The sequence below is a fragment of the Rhodococcus erythropolis R138 genome (assembly GCF_000696675.2).
Lineage (GTDB): Bacteria > Actinomycetota > Actinomycetes > Mycobacteriales > Mycobacteriaceae > Rhodococcus_F > Rhodococcus_F erythropolis.
The window spans coordinates 2,313,985-2,329,591 of sequence record NZ_CP007255.1; the positions used below are offsets into that span (position 1 = coordinate 2,313,985).

12 protein-coding genes are annotated in these 15,607 nt (G+C 64.0%); 8 read left to right on the forward strand and 4 right to left on the reverse strand.

The features are described 5' to 3' along the window. Nucleotides 1-168 precede the first annotated feature (168 nt). Nucleotides 169-2,661 (forward strand): DNA helicase PcrA, encoded by a 2,493-nt coding sequence (gene pcrA / locus H351_RS10920; RefSeq protein WP_020908650.1) that lies wholly within the window; start codon nt 169-171, stop codon nt 2,659-2,661. Nucleotides 2,662-2,739: 78 nt separating this feature from the next. On the opposite strand, the gene H351_RS10925 is transcribed toward pcrA, so the two are convergent. Next, nucleotides 2,740-3,762, reverse strand: coding sequence for a M23 family metallopeptidase (locus tag H351_RS10925; RefSeq protein WP_020970357.1), 1,023 nt, complete (start codon nt 3,760-3,762; stop codon nt 2,740-2,742). 232 nt (nt 3,763-3,994) lie between these two features. Here H351_RS10925 and H351_RS10930 point away from each other — a divergent pair, with 232 nt between their 5' ends. From H351_RS10930 to sucD, 3 genes are all read left to right on the forward strand, one after another. Further along, nucleotides 3,995-5,836, forward strand: a complete 1,842-nt coding sequence (locus H351_RS10930) for a hypothetical protein (RefSeq protein ID WP_244891475.1) — start codon at nt 3,995-3,997, stop codon at nt 5,834-5,836. A gap of 179 nt (nt 5,837-6,015) precedes the next feature. Further along, nucleotides 6,016-7,185 (forward strand): ADP-forming succinate--CoA ligase subunit beta, encoded by a 1,170-nt coding sequence (sucC, locus tag H351_RS10935; protein ID WP_019744753.1) that lies wholly within the window; start codon nt 6,016-6,018, stop codon nt 7,183-7,185. Nucleotides 7,186-7,200: 15 nt separating this feature from the next. After that, nucleotides 7,201-8,103 (forward strand): succinate--CoA ligase subunit alpha, encoded by a 903-nt coding sequence (sucD, locus tag H351_RS10940; protein WP_003946432.1) that lies wholly within the window; start codon nt 7,201-7,203, stop codon nt 8,101-8,103. Nucleotides 8,104-8,145: 42 nt separating this feature from the next. Here sucD and H351_RS10945 read toward each other — a convergent pair whose 3' ends face one another. Further along, a complete protein-coding gene (locus H351_RS10945) occupies nt 8,146-8,781 on the reverse strand; it encodes an IMPACT family protein (protein ID WP_020970355.1) in 636 nt (211 codons plus the stop codon). An 86-nt stretch (nt 8,782-8,867) separates the two neighbouring features. On the opposite strand from H351_RS10945, the gene H351_RS10950 reads away from it, so the two are divergent. The 4 genes from H351_RS10950 (at nt 8,868) to purH (ending at nt 13,864) form a co-directional block, all read left to right on the forward strand. Further along, nucleotides 8,868-9,920 carry a DUF5336 domain-containing protein gene (locus H351_RS10950; RefSeq protein WP_029255936.1) on the forward strand — a complete coding sequence of 351 codons (1,053 nt, stop codon included), beginning with the start codon at nt 8,868-8,870 and terminating at the stop codon, nt 9,918-9,920. A 121-nt stretch (nt 9,921-10,041) separates the two neighbouring features. Further along, complete coding sequence (locus H351_RS10955; RefSeq protein WP_081051149.1) at nt 10,042-11,586, forward strand: cell division protein PerM; 1,545 nt, start codon at nt 10,042-10,044, stop codon at nt 11,584-11,586. A 6-nt stretch (nt 11,587-11,592) separates the two neighbouring features. Then, nucleotides 11,593-12,312, forward strand: coding sequence for a phosphoribosylglycinamide formyltransferase (gene purN, locus H351_RS10960; protein WP_020970352.1), 720 nt, complete (start codon nt 11,593-11,595; stop codon nt 12,310-12,312). Further along, a complete protein-coding gene (purH, locus tag H351_RS10965) occupies nt 12,305-13,864 on the forward strand; it encodes a bifunctional phosphoribosylaminoimidazolecarboxamide formyltransferase/IMP cyclohydrolase (RefSeq protein ID WP_029255934.1) in 1,560 nt (519 codons plus the stop codon). Before purN ends, purH begins: the two co-directional genes overlap by 8 nt. Nucleotides 13,865-13,940: 76 nt before the next feature. On the opposite strand, the gene H351_RS10970 is transcribed toward purH, so the two are convergent. Together H351_RS10970 and H351_RS10975 are read right to left on the reverse strand one after the other, a co-directional pair. Beyond that, the gene (locus H351_RS10970) at nt 13,941-14,162 is read right to left on the reverse strand and encodes a hypothetical protein (protein WP_003946391.1); all 222 of its coding nucleotides are present in this window, start codon (nt 14,160-14,162) and stop codon (nt 13,941-13,943) included. Nucleotides 14,163-14,613: 451 nt separating this feature from the next. Further along, nucleotides 14,614-15,582: an alpha/beta hydrolase family protein gene (locus tag H351_RS10975; RefSeq protein WP_029255933.1), complete on the reverse strand. Its 969-nt coding sequence runs from the start codon at nt 15,580-15,582 to the stop codon at nt 14,614-14,616. Nucleotides 15,583-15,607 lie beyond the last annotated feature (25 nt).

Consider the following 15,607-nt stretch of genomic DNA (forward strand, 5'->3'; position numbering starts at 1 on the left):
GTAAAGTAACGCCACAGCGGGCCGACGGGGTCGGCCGTGTTGTCGCGAACGGAAATGCTGAACATAGCGTCCAGTTTGCCATGCTCGACACAGGTAATCCAAGTGCCTCTACCAGCAGGTGGACGCACTGACGACCGTGTCGGTGGACGCCGGTAGCGTGGACAGGCGATGAACACGTACCCAGCACTCGGTGAGCACGACGGACATTCCCAGCACGACGGGGGCGGCGCGCGGGGACATGGCGCGGGTTCGGACGCCCTCCTCGAGGGTCTCAACCCGCAACAGCGCGAGGCCGTGGTCCATGCCGGTTCGCCGTTGCTGATCGTCGCGGGCGCCGGCTCGGGCAAGACGGCAGTGCTGACGCGTCGCATCGCCTATCTGCTGGCCGAACGGGGTGTCACCCCCGGTCAGATCCTGGCCATCACGTTCACCAACAAGGCTGCGGCCGAGATGCGCGAGCGTGTGGCAGCTCTTGTCGGACCGCGTGCCAACGCCATGTGGGTATCGACGTTCCACTCCAGTTGCGTGCGCATCCTGCGAGCACAGGCGGCGCTCCTGCCCGGTTTGAACTCGAATTTCTCGATCTACGATTCCGACGATTCGCGTCGACTGCTGACGATGATCTCGAAGGACCTCGAGCTCGACACCAAACGATTCTCCGCGCGGCTTCTCGCCACTCACATCTCCAATCTGAAGAACGAACTCGTCGGACCGGAGGAGGCGGTTGTCGCAGCCGATCAGGATCCGGCCGAACTGCCGCGACTGATCGCCAAGGTCTACGGCCATTACCAACAGCGGTTGCGTGCGGCGAACGCACTCGACTTCGACGATCTCATCGGTGAGACCGTTGCGCTTCTCCAGGCGTTTCCCCAGATCGCCGAGTACTACCGCCGCCGCTTCCGTCACGTGCTCGTCGACGAGTACCAGGACACCAACCACGCGCAGTACATGCTGGTGCGTGAACTGGTCGGCGGTGCCGGAGAGTCCGACCATGCCGTTGCCCCGGCCGAATTGTGCGTCGTCGGTGACGCCGATCAGTCGATCTACGCATTCCGCGGAGCCACTATCCGCAACATCGAAGAGTTCGAACGCGACTACCCGGACGCTCGGACCATCCTTCTCGAACAGAACTACCGTTCGACGCAGAACATTCTGTCTGCGGCCAACTCCGTGATTTCCAAGAACACCGGCCGACGTGAAAAGCGTCTGTGGACCGATTCGGGTGAAGGTGAACTGATCGTCGGCTACGTTGCAGACAACGAGCACGACGAAGCATCTTTTGTCGCCTCGGAGATCGATCGGCTGGTGGACCAGGGCGAGACCAAGTTCGCCGACATCGCGGTGTTCTACCGGACCAACAACTCCTCACGCGCGCTCGAGGAGATCTTCATTCGACTCGGAGTGCCGTACAAGGTGGTCGGCGGCGTTCGCTTCTACGAGCGCAAGGAAGTTCGGGACATCGTCGCGTATCTGCGCGTCCTCGCCAACGAAGACGACACCGTGAGCCTGCGACGCATTCTCAACACGCCACGACGCGGTATCGGTGATCGAGCCGAAGCCTGCGTCGCCGTGCACTCCGAGCATCGCAACATCAGCTTCGCCGCCGCACTGCGCGACGGCGCGGAAGGCAAAGTGGCGCTGCTCAATACGCGGTCACAGAAGGCCATCGCGTCGTTCCTCGAGATGATGGACGGGCTGCGGGCCCTGCTGCCGACGCCGGCCGCCGACGAGGACGAACCCTTCGAACTCGGTGACATCGGTGAGGTCGCCGAGGCGGTGCTCGAGCGAACCGGCTACCGCGCCGAGCTTGCGGCCAGCAGCGATCCACAGGACGGCGCGCGGCTCGACAACTTGAACGAACTCGTCAGCGTGGCAAGAGAATTCAGCTCCGACGCACGAAACGCGGCCGGACTGATCGATCCGGACGACGAGGAAACCGCAGCAATGCGTGAAGGCGAACCCGATCCGGGTTCGCTCGCCGCCTTCCTCGAACGGGTATCACTTGTCGCCGACGCCGATCAACTGCCGGACTCCGACGACGGCGTCGTGACGATGATGACGCTTCACACCGCCAAGGGCCTCGAGTTCCCGGTCGTCTTCGTCACCGGTTGGGAGGACGGGCAGTTCCCGCACATGCGCGCCCTCGGTGATCCGGCAGAGCTGTCCGAAGAGCGTCGACTCGCTTACGTCGGCATCACCCGTGCCAGGCAGCGCCTGTACCTGACGCGCGCGATCATGCGTTCGGCTTGGGGACAACCGATCCAGAACCCGGCGTCGCGGTTCATCCAGGAGATCCCGGAGGACCTGATCAATTGGCGCCGTGAGGATCCGGGCACCGGTGGTGGATTCGGAAGCGGCAGGCCGGGTTACGGCAGCGGAAGCCGATACGGCAGCCAGGGCGGCCAGGGATACGGTGGCGGGCAGAACTACGGGGGAGGGTCCGGCAAGGCTGCGTCGACTCCCAGTTTCGGTGCCGCGCGTGGCCGCAACAACGTTCTGGTCCTTGCCACGGGTGACCGCGTCAGTCACGACAAGTACGGTCTGGGCACCGTGTTGGAAACCAAGGGCACCGGACCAACCGCGACGGTCACCATCGACTTCGGTAGCGCGGGCAAGGTGCGGTTGATGCTCATCGGCGGTGTGCCGATGGTCAAGCTGTAGAAGACAGACAAAAAACTTCCGGCCCGTACCTGGAAAGGTGCGGGCCGGAAGTTTTTGTCAGAAGCGTTGCGCTTGCGGTCAGTCCTGCTCGATACCGAGGCTGATGCCGCGTGATGCGAGCCAGGGGAGGGGGTCGATCTTGTTCTCGCCGGCGAGGTGAACCTCGAAGTGAAGGTGGGGGCCGGTGGAGAAGCCGCGGTTGCCGACAGTGGCGATCTGGTCGCCGGCCATGACCTGCTGACCGACGGTGACGGTGGACGTGTCGATGTGGCCGTAGACGGTGATCGTTCCGTCTGCGTGCTGTAGGCGTACCCACATGCCGAATCCGGAAGCCGGACCTGAATCGATGACCTTGCCGTCGGCGACTGCGACGATGGGCGTCCCGATCGGGGCGGCGATGTCGACGCCGGCGTGCAGGGTGCCCCAGCGGGTGCCGAAGTTGGACGTGAACGTGCCGACTGCCGGCAGGACGAACAGCGGGCGACGGGCAGCTGCTTCGCGTGCTGCGCGCTCGTCACTGAAACGCTGGCCCTTGGCAAGCAGGTTGCTGAACTGGGAGAGGTCGGTCGGTGCTGCGACGTTGAGGACCTGGGGAGCGTCGGCCTCGGTGGTGGCTGCCGTGGAGGTGGCCGGAGCGAACTGAGCGGCCTGCGGTTCTGCGGTGGTGCCGATCGCGGAGGACTCGTTGGCGAGTGCAACTTCCGAGTGGTCGGCGGCGGAAGAGGAACCGTCGTTGACAACTGCCTGGCCCGCGGCGACAACTGCGCCGGCTGCAACTGCCAGAACGGCGGCGCGGCCCTTGAGAGCAGAGGGAGGGGTGGGGAGTCGGTGAGCACCGCTGCGGCGAACCGGAGATTCGACATCGACTGTCGGTGCGGAAGAGGCGTAAGTGGGGGTGCTGATCACGTCGGACTCGACGAACTCGTGAGAGTCGGAATCTGACGACGTGGAGGATGAATTTCGAGTGAACATATCGGTAGAGATCTCAGAACTTTTGGTCTCGGTGTAACGCCTGGCCGAGTGCGTTGGATAAGTGGTCGTGACCTCGTCTGGAGCTGAGTTCGAGAACCTACTAGCGGTGAACTGGCTGCGGTGATGCATATGCCGGTTCTCTCCTCGAGTTCGTGATCAGCCCGTGACTTAGACCGACTGACGGTAACGAAATGATTGCGATGGGCGCAAGCCGTAGCGGAAACCTGTCCGATTATGTGACGTGCCTCACAGCTTGACCTGGGAATATGTCGATACGGGCAAAACGGACGAATCATCTCGTTTCGTGATCACGCGTGTCACAACCGGATCACCGGTCCATTCAGGCACTACCGTCGATCGAGTGTCCACAACACCTGGAACTACGTCGCAGGCGCGTTTCGACGACCCCGGAGTGAAGTCCGGGGCGCCACTCGCGGCGGTAATCGGACTGCTCGGTGCCGTCGGAGTGGCGGCCAGTCCCGTCGTCGGAGTCGGGAGTGGCCGCGGGGTCGACACGACGGGGGCTCTTGCTTCTGCCGCTCTCTTCGCGGCCGTCTGCACGATCATCGTGCCGTTGGTTGCAGTGCTCACCTCGGGCCGCAGGCCCGCCTTCGCCGGTGGACTCCTGGCCGGTATCGGGGCGGTGTCGCTCGGAGCGGCAATTCTCGACGTCCAGTTGTTCGTCGACGCAATCGATGCAAACCGCTTGGACCTTTTCCGTCCGATTTCGGCGGGTTCGATCGATGCGGGTCCTGGCGCTTATCTCGCGCTCGCGGGACACTGCCTTCTTGTCCTGTCCGGGGTGCTCGGACTTGTCGCCGTCCATCGTGAATCGGAACGGGACGGATACGGCAGCGCTCGCGCCGCGGAATTCGACGGGCGATCGGTTGGCGGACGGATCGGCGCGTGGCCGACAGCGCTGCTGATTCTGGCTGCTGTGGTGTTCGTGCTCTCCCTGTTCGGGCCGTCCTTCAGTTCGCAGGATCCGATCTTTCTGGTCAAACCGCTCGTCGACTCGGCGTCGGCCACCGCCGTCGGTACAGGATTGCTCGGCGTCGCGGTGCTCGTTGTGGTCGCGGCGGCGTTGACGTCCATCTCGCTGCCGGTGGGCTGCGGCGCCCTGATCGGTGTCGGCCTCGGCGCACTCGCAGTCAGTGGAACCAGGGTGATGGCTGGGTTCGCGGCCGGCGATCGGATCGGCGTCGGTTCGGGATCCGTGGTCGGGGCACTGGCCGCCGTGGTCATCGTCGTGATCGGAGTTTCAGCGCCTTACCTCGCATCCAGGCGTGAAACGGATGCGATTCCCGCTGAAAGTGTGGTCCGCGCGCCTGCGAAGACAACAAAGGGTGCGCTCAAAGCAGCGATGGTGGCTCAGTCCCGGGCGGCGCAAGCGCGGGTCGACAGACTTCACCGCGTCGCCGGTACCGCCGCAATCATCACTGCGGCTGTTGCGGGCGTCGGCTCGGCTTTGCCTGTCCTGTCGTTGCCGGACGGAATCCCGGAGCCGTCGATGCTGTCGTCTCGAGTTGTCCTGCTCGCGGCTGCCGTATTGCTCCTCGCCGCGCTGGGCCTGTTTGCCCCGGGCCGCGCCGCCGTGGTGCGTCCGGCCGTCGGAGTGCTGTGGACCACCGTCGTGATGGGCGTCGCGGCTGTGATGCAGTCGGCGGTCATCGCGACGGACGTACCAGGCGTCGGGTTAGGTGCCGGCGCCTTCGTGCTTTGTGGCGCGGCTCTCCTCGCTGCGGCGACGGGACTGCTCGTCTGGCTGGCGGGAAGCGCAGAACGTGAAGACGTCGACACGTCGGTAGACGGCGGTTCGAGAGGGCTGGTGCTTCTCGTCGGTGGGATCGGCGCAGTCGCAGTCCTGATCGGGACCGCGCTTCCCCTCTATCGGGGTGACGCCTACACAGCGGCGTCAGTTCTGGAGTGGCCGTGGGGAATTGACGTCTGGGGGCAACTGCTCGTCGGCGTGACCGTCGTGATTGCCGCGGTGATCGCAGCGTCTGCGCGGCCGGCTCGAGGCGCGGCATTGCTGATCGGATCTGCCGTGGCAGCTCTGGTGTACGTCAGTGAGTGGCCGCTCACCTCATCGCGCATATCGGACGCAACCGTGGGGGTGGGTGCGATCACAGCGGCCACGGGCATAGTGTTGCTTCTCGTTGCAGCGTTCTCGAGCGCAAGAATCAGTGAGACTGATGCTTGACAAATTCGGTGTGGCCACCTTGCTCGATCGGTGAGGCGTGCCTCATTGCGCATTTGCGCGTGACTTGGGCCACATAGCATCAGTGCGGGCGCAAACCGAACGCGGCAACTGGTTAAAGTCCAGAACAGACCCGCTCCTACCCCTCGAGCGGGTGACAACGCAGACGAGACGGTGAGCAGATGGATCTCTTCGAATACCAGGCGAAGGAACTCTTCGCCAAGCACGGAGTGCCGACTTCGGCTGGACGTGTTACAGACACAGTCGCCGGCGCACGCGAGATTGCCGAAGAAATCGGTAAGCCCGTGATGGTGAAGGCACAGGTCAAGGTAGGCGGCCGCGGCAAGGCCGGTGGCGTCAAGTACTCGCCCGACGTGGATGCCGCAGTGGCAAACGCCGAGGCAATCCTGGGCCTGGACATCAAGGGCCATGTCGTCAAGAAGCTGCTGGTCGCAGAGGCAAGTGACATTGCCGAGGAGTACTACATCTCCTTCCTGCTCGACCGCACCAACCGCACCTACCTGGCCATGTGCTCGGTAGAGGGTGGCGTCGAGATCGAGGTCACCGCCGAGGAGAACCCCGACGCTCTCGCCAAGATCCCCGTCGACGCAGTCAAGGGCGTCGACCTCGCGTTCGCGCGCAGCATCGCCGAGGCAGGAAAGCTGCCCGCAGAGGTGCTCGACGCAGCGGCCGTCACGATCCAGAAGCTGTGGGAGGTCTTCATCAACGAGGACGCACTCCTCGTCGAGGTCAACCCCCTCGTTCGTACGCCTGACGATCAGATCCTCGCCCTCGACGGCAAGGTCACCCTCGACGAGAACGCAGCGTTCCGTCAGCCCGGCCACGAGGCATTCGAGGATCGCGACGCTACCGATCCCCTCGAGCTCAAGGCCAAGGAAAACGACCTCAACTACGTCAAGCTCGACGGTGAGGTCGGAATCATCGGCAACGGCGCAGGCCTGGTCATGTCCACCCTGGACGTCGTCGCATACGCCGGCGAGAACCACGGTGGCGTCAAGCCCGCCAACTTCCTCGACATCGGCGGCGGAGCTTCCGCTGCAGTCATGGCTGCCGGCCTCGACGTCATCCTGAACGACGCACAGGTCAAGAGCGTGTTCGTCAACGTCTTCGGCGGCATCACCGCGTGTGACGCAGTTGCCAACGGCATCGTCGGCGCACTGAAGACCCTGGGCGACGAGGCCAACAAGCCGCTCGTCGTTCGCCTGGACGGAAACAACGTCGAAGAGGGTCGTCGCATCCTCGCCGAGGCCAACCACCCGCTGGTCACGGTCGTCGCAACCATGGACGAGGCCGCCGACAAGGCCGCCGAACTCGCTCACGCAGCGAAGTAAGGGACTCACAGAACAATGGCAATCTTCCTCACCAAGGATTCAAAGGTCATCGTCCAGGGCATCACCGGCGGCGAGGGCACCAAGCACACCGCTCTGATGCTCAAGGCCGGCACCCAGGTCGTCGGCGGCGTCAACGCTCGCAAGGCCGGCACCACGGTCTCGCACGTTGCTGCTGACGGTTCCCCTGTCGAGCTCCCCGTCTTCGCGACGGTCGAAGAGGCAATCAAGGAGACCGGCGCAGACGTCTCCATCGCATTCGTTCCCCCGGCCTTCTCGAAGGACGCCATCGTCGAGGCCATCGACGCGGAGATCCCGCTCCTCGTGGTCATCACCGAGGGCATCCCGGTTCAGGACTCCGCTTACGCTTGGGCGTACAACGAGTCCAAGGGCAAGAAGACGCGCATCATCGGACCGAACTGCCCCGGCATCATCACCCCGGGTGAGGCCCTCGTCGGCATCACGCCCGCCAACATTGCAGGCACCGGCCCCATCGGCCTGGTCTCCAAGTCGGGCACCCTGACCTACCAGATGATGTACGAACTCCGTGACTTCGGCTTCTCCACCGCCATCGGCATCGGCGGCGACCCGGTCATCGGAACCACCCACATCGACGCCATCGAGGCGTTCGAGAAGGATCCCGAGACCAAGGTCATCGTGATGATCGGTGAAATCGGTGGCGACGCGGAAGAGCGTGCAGCCGATTACATCAAGGCCAACGTCACCAAGCCGGTCGTCGGCTACGTGGCTGGCTTCACCGCTCCCGAAGGCAAGACCATGGGCCACGCAGGCGCCATCGTCTCCGGTTCCTCGGGAACGGCTCAGGCAAAGCAGGAAGCTCTCGAAGCTGCAGGCGTGAAGGTCGGCAAGACGCCGTCCGCCACTGCTGCTCTCGCTCGCGAGATTCTTCAGTCCCTGTAAGGGGCTTCGCCCCCGTGCGTGGTTAGGGAGTCTCCGGACTCCTTAACCACGCACAGTGGTATCGACCCACATCGACCCGGCAGGTTCCAACTGCCCGGCACCGGATGTGATGGATGCGACGATCGAGTCGAGATCGTCGGCGTCACCGGCGGCGAGCGTCATCACCGCCTTCGATCCGTACGTAGTTCCGAGCACCGAGACGCCCCGCGCTCTCAGTTCCGCTTCCACCCGACCGGCCTCTGAGTGCCGGATCGCCAAAGTGCGCAGGATCTTCCTCTCCCTGGCCACAAGCTCGGCCGAATCGAGAGCAACCGAGACGGCTCCCGAATACGCGCGGACCAATCCACCGGCGCCCAGCTTGATTCCGCCGAAGTAGCGCGTGACGACAACAATCACATCGACCAGATCTCGAGACTTGAGAACCTGAAGCATCGGCACCCCAGCTGTCCCGCCTGGTTCGCCGTCGTCGTGTGCACGCTCGACGCGTGAGTTCGCTTCGTATCCGATCACGAAAGCCGAACAATGATGGCGCGCATCGGGATACAGCGACTTCTGCTCCGCGACGAACTCCGTGGCGGCCTCGGCGTCGTCGATCCGGCGAAGCGCGGCGATGAATCGTGAGTGCTTCACCTCGGTTTCGACGACATGGTCGGCGCCGGGCGCGAGGGTGAAGGGCATCTGCCCATTGTCTCCTGTCGGTGTTAGCGTGCGAAGTCGAGACACATACGCTGGTAACCATCGAAGACCGTCTACGAGGAGAAGTCATGACGTTCACGCCGCAAGGGCCCAGCTTCGGGCCACCGAATCAGCCGGCAGCGGGCGGTGGAACCAAGAATCTCGGATTCATCCTGCTCATCGCCGTCGCGGCACTCGGCCTGATCAATTTCCTACTCGGTTTTGCGCCTTTCACGTCGATCAGTGGAAGCAGCAGCGGCATCGGTAGCGGTCTGGATACCAGTTCGAGCTTCTTCGAGTCGAGCATCTACGGCCTCGGATTCGTTTTCGCCGGCGGTGTGGTCGCAGGCGTATCGCTCCTCCCGAAGCAGTCGTATGCAGGCATTGCCGCAGCGCTCACCCTCACGGGTTTCTTCGCTTTGGTGTTCGCCGCGTTCTCCGTAGGTACCAGCGACTACGTCGACATCAGCCTCGGTTGGGGTCTGATCATCGTGCTGATCCTCTCGTTCGTGCAGACGGTCGTCGCAGTCGCCGCGTTGTTGTTCGAGATCGGAATCCTGAAGGCTCCCGCGCCGCGTCCGGTAGCTCAGCAGTACGGTCAGCCGCAGGGCTATGGCCAGCCCCAGGGCCAGGCGCCGGGGCAGGCGCCAGGTCAGCCACAGGGATACGGACAGGCTCAGTACGGCCAGCCGCAGCAGGCTCAGCAGCCGGGCCAGTACCAGCAGAACCCGCAGTACGGGCAGGCGCAGCAGCAGGGATACGGGGGAGCGCACACCGCCCCCGCCGACCCGACTGCTTCGCAGCCGCCTTACGGCCAGACTGCGTCTCCCTACGGTCAGAACCCGGTGCAGAATCCCGCACAGACCGACTCGTCCGCGACGACGTCGTCTTACTATCCGCTGACCTCGCAGCCCGCGAGTCAGCCGAACCCGAGTTACTCGTCGGATCAGTTCACCGCTCCGCGCGGTTACGGCCAGCCGTACAACCAGCAGCAGACTGGCTCGACCGAGCAGCCGACGGGCTTCGAGCCGCCCACTTTCGAAGCGCCGACGCCGTCTGCTGAGCCTGACCAGGGCAGCAGCGATTCCGCGGCCGAGACCAAGGTCTTCGGCTCGCAGAACCCCGACGAGCGTCAGCAGTAGTACTACTTCGTTTCACGAACATGAATGTGGCCTCCGACCCGCTGCGGGTGGAGGCCACATTCCGTGAGCCCGACGGCGCGCCTGAGTGCGCGGCGCACTATCGAGTGAAACCCTCGAGGGGATGAGTTCTTTGATTGATGGCACCCGGTCCCGTCCCGCGTCCTCACGACCCGGACGTGGTCGTACTGGCGGCGGCCGCGTCGGCGGCGGTCGCCCGGCACCGAACCCGGACCTGGCGCGCAAGCTGCTGACGGTCGCCTTCCGGCCGTCGGGTCTGACGATGCTGCTGATCGCGGCTGTCGTTGTGGTCACCTTGGTATCGGCGAGCAGCGACCTGACCGGAACCTTCGGCGCCATTGCCACCACATGGTTGGTCATCCACCAGGTGCCGGCGACTATCAGCGGCGTCCAACTCGGTGTACTGCCATTGCTTCCGACGGCCGTCATGATGTGGGTGGTTGCACGCCGATGCGCGTCGACTGCGGTGCACACCGACTCCCGTGACGACACCCTCCGCCTGGTGGGGGCCGCGGTAGCCGGACCGTTGACTATCACGGCAATCGCTCTCGCCGTGGTCGCCGACGCCTCCGCAGCCATTCCGCTGTCGAGCCCCAACACGTTGGCCGCTTTCGGCTGGGTCGCCGGGATTCACCTGATCGCCGCGTCCGTCGGTGTTGCTGCTGCGCACTGGGATCGCGTCGTCGCCGAGATTCCGCCGTGGGCATCTGCCGCTGTTCGACCGGCAACGGCTGCGTCGGCAGCGCTGTTGGCTGCGGGCGCCGTGGCCGTCGTGGTGTCACTACTCGTGTCCTGGTCGACGGTCGGTGACCTACTCGCGCGCGGCAACGGGTTTGTCGGCGTACTGGGATTGACGGTGTTGTCGCTGCTCTATCTGCCGAACCTCGTGGTCGGCGCAGCCGCGGTGATGACGGGATCGACGGCCGATTTCGGCAATGTCTCCATCAGCGTGTTCGGCAACATCGGCGGTGACCTGCCACCCTTGCCCCTTCTCGGAGCGATTCCGGAAGGCGTCGCCGGTGGAATCTGGCCCGTGTTGTTGATCGTTCCGGCAGCGGTGGGCATGATGCTCGGCCGTGATTGCGCTCGACGCATCGCCGGGCAGGACAGCGTGCTCGCAGTGCTGACGGCAGCTGCCGGTGCCGGCGTCGTCATGGCGCTGCTCGCTCTTGCTGCCGGGGGAGACCTCGGGCAGTTCGGCACCGTGGAGGTCCTGTGGTGGGGCTTCGGTCTTCTGACTTTTGCGTGGCTGGGATTGTTCGGAACGGTCTCGGCGCTGTTCGCGATGTGGTTCTCACACCGCGGACACATGAAGGACGAGGTTGCGCCCCCGACGGCTGAACCGGCTCGAACAGTCGAGCCCGAACTTGCGATCACGGCTACGGCCACCCCGGAAGACGAGGACGACGAGAACACGGGCGAAGTGCTGGCCCAGGAATCTGCGGTCGTTGTCACCAAGGTCGTCGAAGCGGAAATCGTCGAGGAATCAGGCGAACCCGTGCAGGTAGTGACAGAGGAAACCGTCGAGATCGAAGTAGTCGACGCCGAGGTTGTCGCGGCACCCGAGGTGGACCCCACAGCCGACTCCGCAGCCGGGGCCGAGCCGGAGACCGACCTGCCCTCGAAGCCGCAGAAGTCCAGCGACTAGGCTGTCATGCGGCCGATACTCCGGCCGCATCATCTTCCAGTTCTCAGGAGTAGTGCGCTGACTGCCTCGGCCGACAATCCGCAGCCGACAATGCCCGACGGGGTCCAATTTCGCGACTCGATCGCGCGGGTAGTCGTACTCGCTTCCGGCGCGGGAACCCTGTTGACTTCGCTGATCGACGCTTCGCACGCCGAGGGATACCCCGCCGAGATCGTTGCCGTCGGTGTAGATCGTGACTGCCTCGCCGCCGAGCACGCTGCGGATTCGAAGATCCCGTCCTTCAAGGTCTCGATCAAGACTTATGAAAATCGTGCCGCCTGGGACGAGGCGCTGACAGCGGCGGTGGCCGAGCACGAACCCGATCTCGTGGTCAGTGCAGGCTTCATGAAAATCCTCGGCCCCAGCTTTCTCGCGCGTTTCGGCGGCCGAATCATCAACACTCATCCCGCGTTGCTGCCTGCCTTTCCCGGCGCGCACGCGGTTCCCGACGCTCTGGCGTACGGCGTGAAGGTCACCGGTTCCACGGTGCATCTCGTCGACGGCGGAGTTGATACCGGGCCGATCTTGGCGCAGGAAGCTGTGCCGGTGCATGACGACGACACCGAGTCTTCGTTGCATGAACGCATCAAAATTGTGGAGCGACGGTTGTTGGCGGACGTCATCGCCGCTGTTGCTACGCGCGGAGTGGTTTCCGATGGACGAAAGGCCGTGATCCCCAGTGAGTGAACGCAAGGCTGTGCGCCGTGCACTTGTCAGCGTCTACGACAAGAGTGGTCTGATCGAGCTGGCCACGGGCCTGCACGAGGCCGGTGTCGAGTTGGTCTCGACCGGTTCGACCGCGTCGAAGATCGCCGACGCCGGAATCCCCGTGACCCCGGTCGAGGCTCTGACCGGATTCCCGGAATGCCTCGAAGGCCGCGTGAAGACGCTGCATCCGCGCGTCCATGCCGGCGTCCTCGCCGATACCCGCAAGCCGGATCACCTCGCTCAGCTCGAGGAACTCGGCATCGCGACCTTCGAATTGGTCGTCGTGAACCTGTACCCCTTCACCGAGACGGTTGCCTCGGGCGCTAGCCCGGACGAGTGCGTCGAGCAGATCGACATCGGCGGCCCGTCGATGGTGCGTGCTGCAGCCAAGAACCATCCGTCGGTTGCCGTCGTGGTCGATCCGGCTCGGTACGCCGATGTCCTGACGGCCGTTGCCGGTGGCGGATTCACCTTGCGTGAGCGCACTGTGCTTGCGGCGCAGGCGTTCCAGCACACTGCGTCGTACGACGTCGCTGTTGCAAGCTGGATGACGAGCACGATCGCAGCTGACGAGGACGGTTCGCTGTTCCCCGCCTGGGTCGGTGCTACCTGGAACCGCAGCGCTGTCCTTCGCTACGGTGAGAACCCGCACCAGGACGCCGCGCTGTACGAAAACCCGGCTGCGCCTGCAGGTTTGGCTCAGGCGGAGCAGTTGCACGGCAAGGAGATGTCGTACAACAACTACACGGATTCCGACGCAGCGTGGCGTGCAGCTTACGACTTCACTGATCCGGCCGTCGCAATCATCAAGCACGCCAACCCGTGTGGCATCGCCATCGGGACCGACATTGCCGACGCCCACCGCAAGGCGCATGCTTGTGATCCGGTCAGTGCTTTCGGTGGTGTCATCGCAGCCAACCGTGAGGTCACCGTCGAACTGGCAGAGCAGATCGCCGATATCTTCACCGAGGTTGTCATCGCGCCCTCGTACGAAGACGGGGCTGTCGAGGTTCTGCAGCGTAAGAAGAACATTCGTGTTCTGAAGGCTGCCGCTCCGACCGCTACCGGAATCGAACTGCGTCCGATCTCTGGCGGTACCTTGCTCCAGCAGCGCGACGTTCTGGACGCTGACGGCGACAACCCGGTTAACTGGACTCTCGCCAACGGTGAGGCTGCAGATGCCGAGACTCTCGCAGACCTCGAATTTGCTTGGCGTGCCAGCCGATCGGTGAAGTCAAACGCGATCCTGCTGGCCTCCGGCGGCGCGTCCGTCGGCGTCGGTATGGGCCAGGTCAACCGCGTCGATGCAGCGCATCTTGCTGTTCAGCGAGCCGGTGACCGCGTCGTAGGTTCGGTTGCGGCCTCGGACGCGTTCTTCCCGTTCCCTGACGGTCTGCAGGTTCTTCTCAACGCCGGCGTCAAGGCTGTTGTGCAGCCGGGTGGTTCGGTTCGCGACAACGAGGTGATTGCCGCGGCCAAGGAAGCCGGTGTCACTCTTTATCTGACCGGTGCGCGCCACTTCGCGCACTAACTTTCTGCTTCGGTAGCGGGCCTCGACTCCTCAACGGGAGTTCGGGGCCCGTTCTGCTTTCAGGCTGCCCGTTCTTTCAGGCTGCGCTGCTGTGGGTGCCCTGGAGTTCGCGGGGTGAGCCGGTGATGACGACGCGTGAGGCTCCGCGACTGCGGATCTCGCTGATCAGTGCGCCGAGGGTGGCTTCGTGGGCAGCATCGGAGTGCGAAAGATCCAGGGTGACGGCGTATCCGGTGAGGTCACCCGGCAGATCGACATACGGCGGCGCGATGGACAGTTGGTTGACTCGAAGTTTCATGTGGTGCTCCTGCGTGTGAAAGGTAAAAGAAAAGGCACCCGAGGCGTTTGCCCTGGGTGCCCGAGAACGAATCCGGTGAAACTGGGGATCATTCTCGGGGTACACCGCGCTTGTTGCCCATGTGCTTGGCCGACATTGCGGCCGAAAAAATGTGCTTGCCTGCGGTGCAGCTGCGCCACGAAGGTACGGATGCAAAGTTCGGGTGTAGCGACATGACGTCCGTTCCTTTCTGTGTGGCGTTGCTGGTTAATGGATGACCGTACAGCACGGATCGAGGGTTCGCACCAATAAAAAGCGCCGCGAACGTAAACTCCGGGTGGCTTCTGTCCCCGGGTTCGCTGGATTGAGAGAGCCTTTGTTGCAGGTCAGGCGTAGAAAGCGGAAGTCCCTCCGCGATGGTTCGCGGAGGGAACTTTCTACCCGAAAAAGAGGACGTTCGGTCTGTACGTGATCAGGAGAACGAGCGGACCCACGCTGTGAAGGGCTCCGCGAACTCTGCCGAGTACGGAAGCGGAGCGACGTAGTCGGCCCCGGTGGACTGTTCTTCGCCGATGTCCTTGAGTACGAAGTTGGCGTTGCGCATCCGCACTGAAGTCAGCGCGGTATGTGAGAGCGCGGCGTCGAGTGCCGCGACGTCGGAGGGAATTACTTGGATGTCCTTGTCCGAGCAGCTGGTGAGAACGGGCATGCCTGCCGGCAGTGCCGCTACGAGCGCAACCGGGTCCAGTGCGTCTTCCTCGGCGAGTGCCTTGGCATTGGCGTGAACGAGTCCCGCGTTCTGCAGCGGTTCGGGTAGATCATCCGGAACTGTGCCCTCGGATCGAAGAGACTCGACGGCGTCGGCGAGCGCTACGCGCAGTTCGTCAGCCAGTTCGACCGGCAACTGTCCGGCGCCGACGACGGCGTCGAGCTGGCGGTGAATCTGCGTCGTGAGTAGATCGAGAAGCCTGACGCTCAGTGGCTCGAGCAGTGCGAGGGCGCTGACTCTTGTGCCCTCTTTCGCCGTGGCAAGTGCCAGCGCGACGACGGCGCCGTCGCTGTGTCCGACGACGAACAGTCGCTCGGGATCGACGCCGGGTTGTCCGGCGAGGTAGTCAAGTCCGTCGGAGGCGGCGTCGACGAATGTGTTGAAGCCGAGATCGGCGATGTCCTCGATCTCGTAGTCGCCGAGGGCGGTTTCGCCGCTGCCGAGCTTGTCGTAACGCAGGCTTGAAATGCCTTGATTTTCAAGAAGATCCGCGATGAACCGCAGAGTTCCGATGTCGCCTTCGAGGAGCGCGCTGTCGCCGTTTCGGTCGGTGGGGCCGCTGCCGGCCAGAATCAGCGCGGCCGGCGCCGGGGAGTCGGGTGAGGCTGCCAGGCGAAGGCTCCCGTACAGGGTGACGTCGCCGGATTGGAACGAGATCTCGGTGTCGGACATGACGACTTGTCTACCAGGTCCGCAG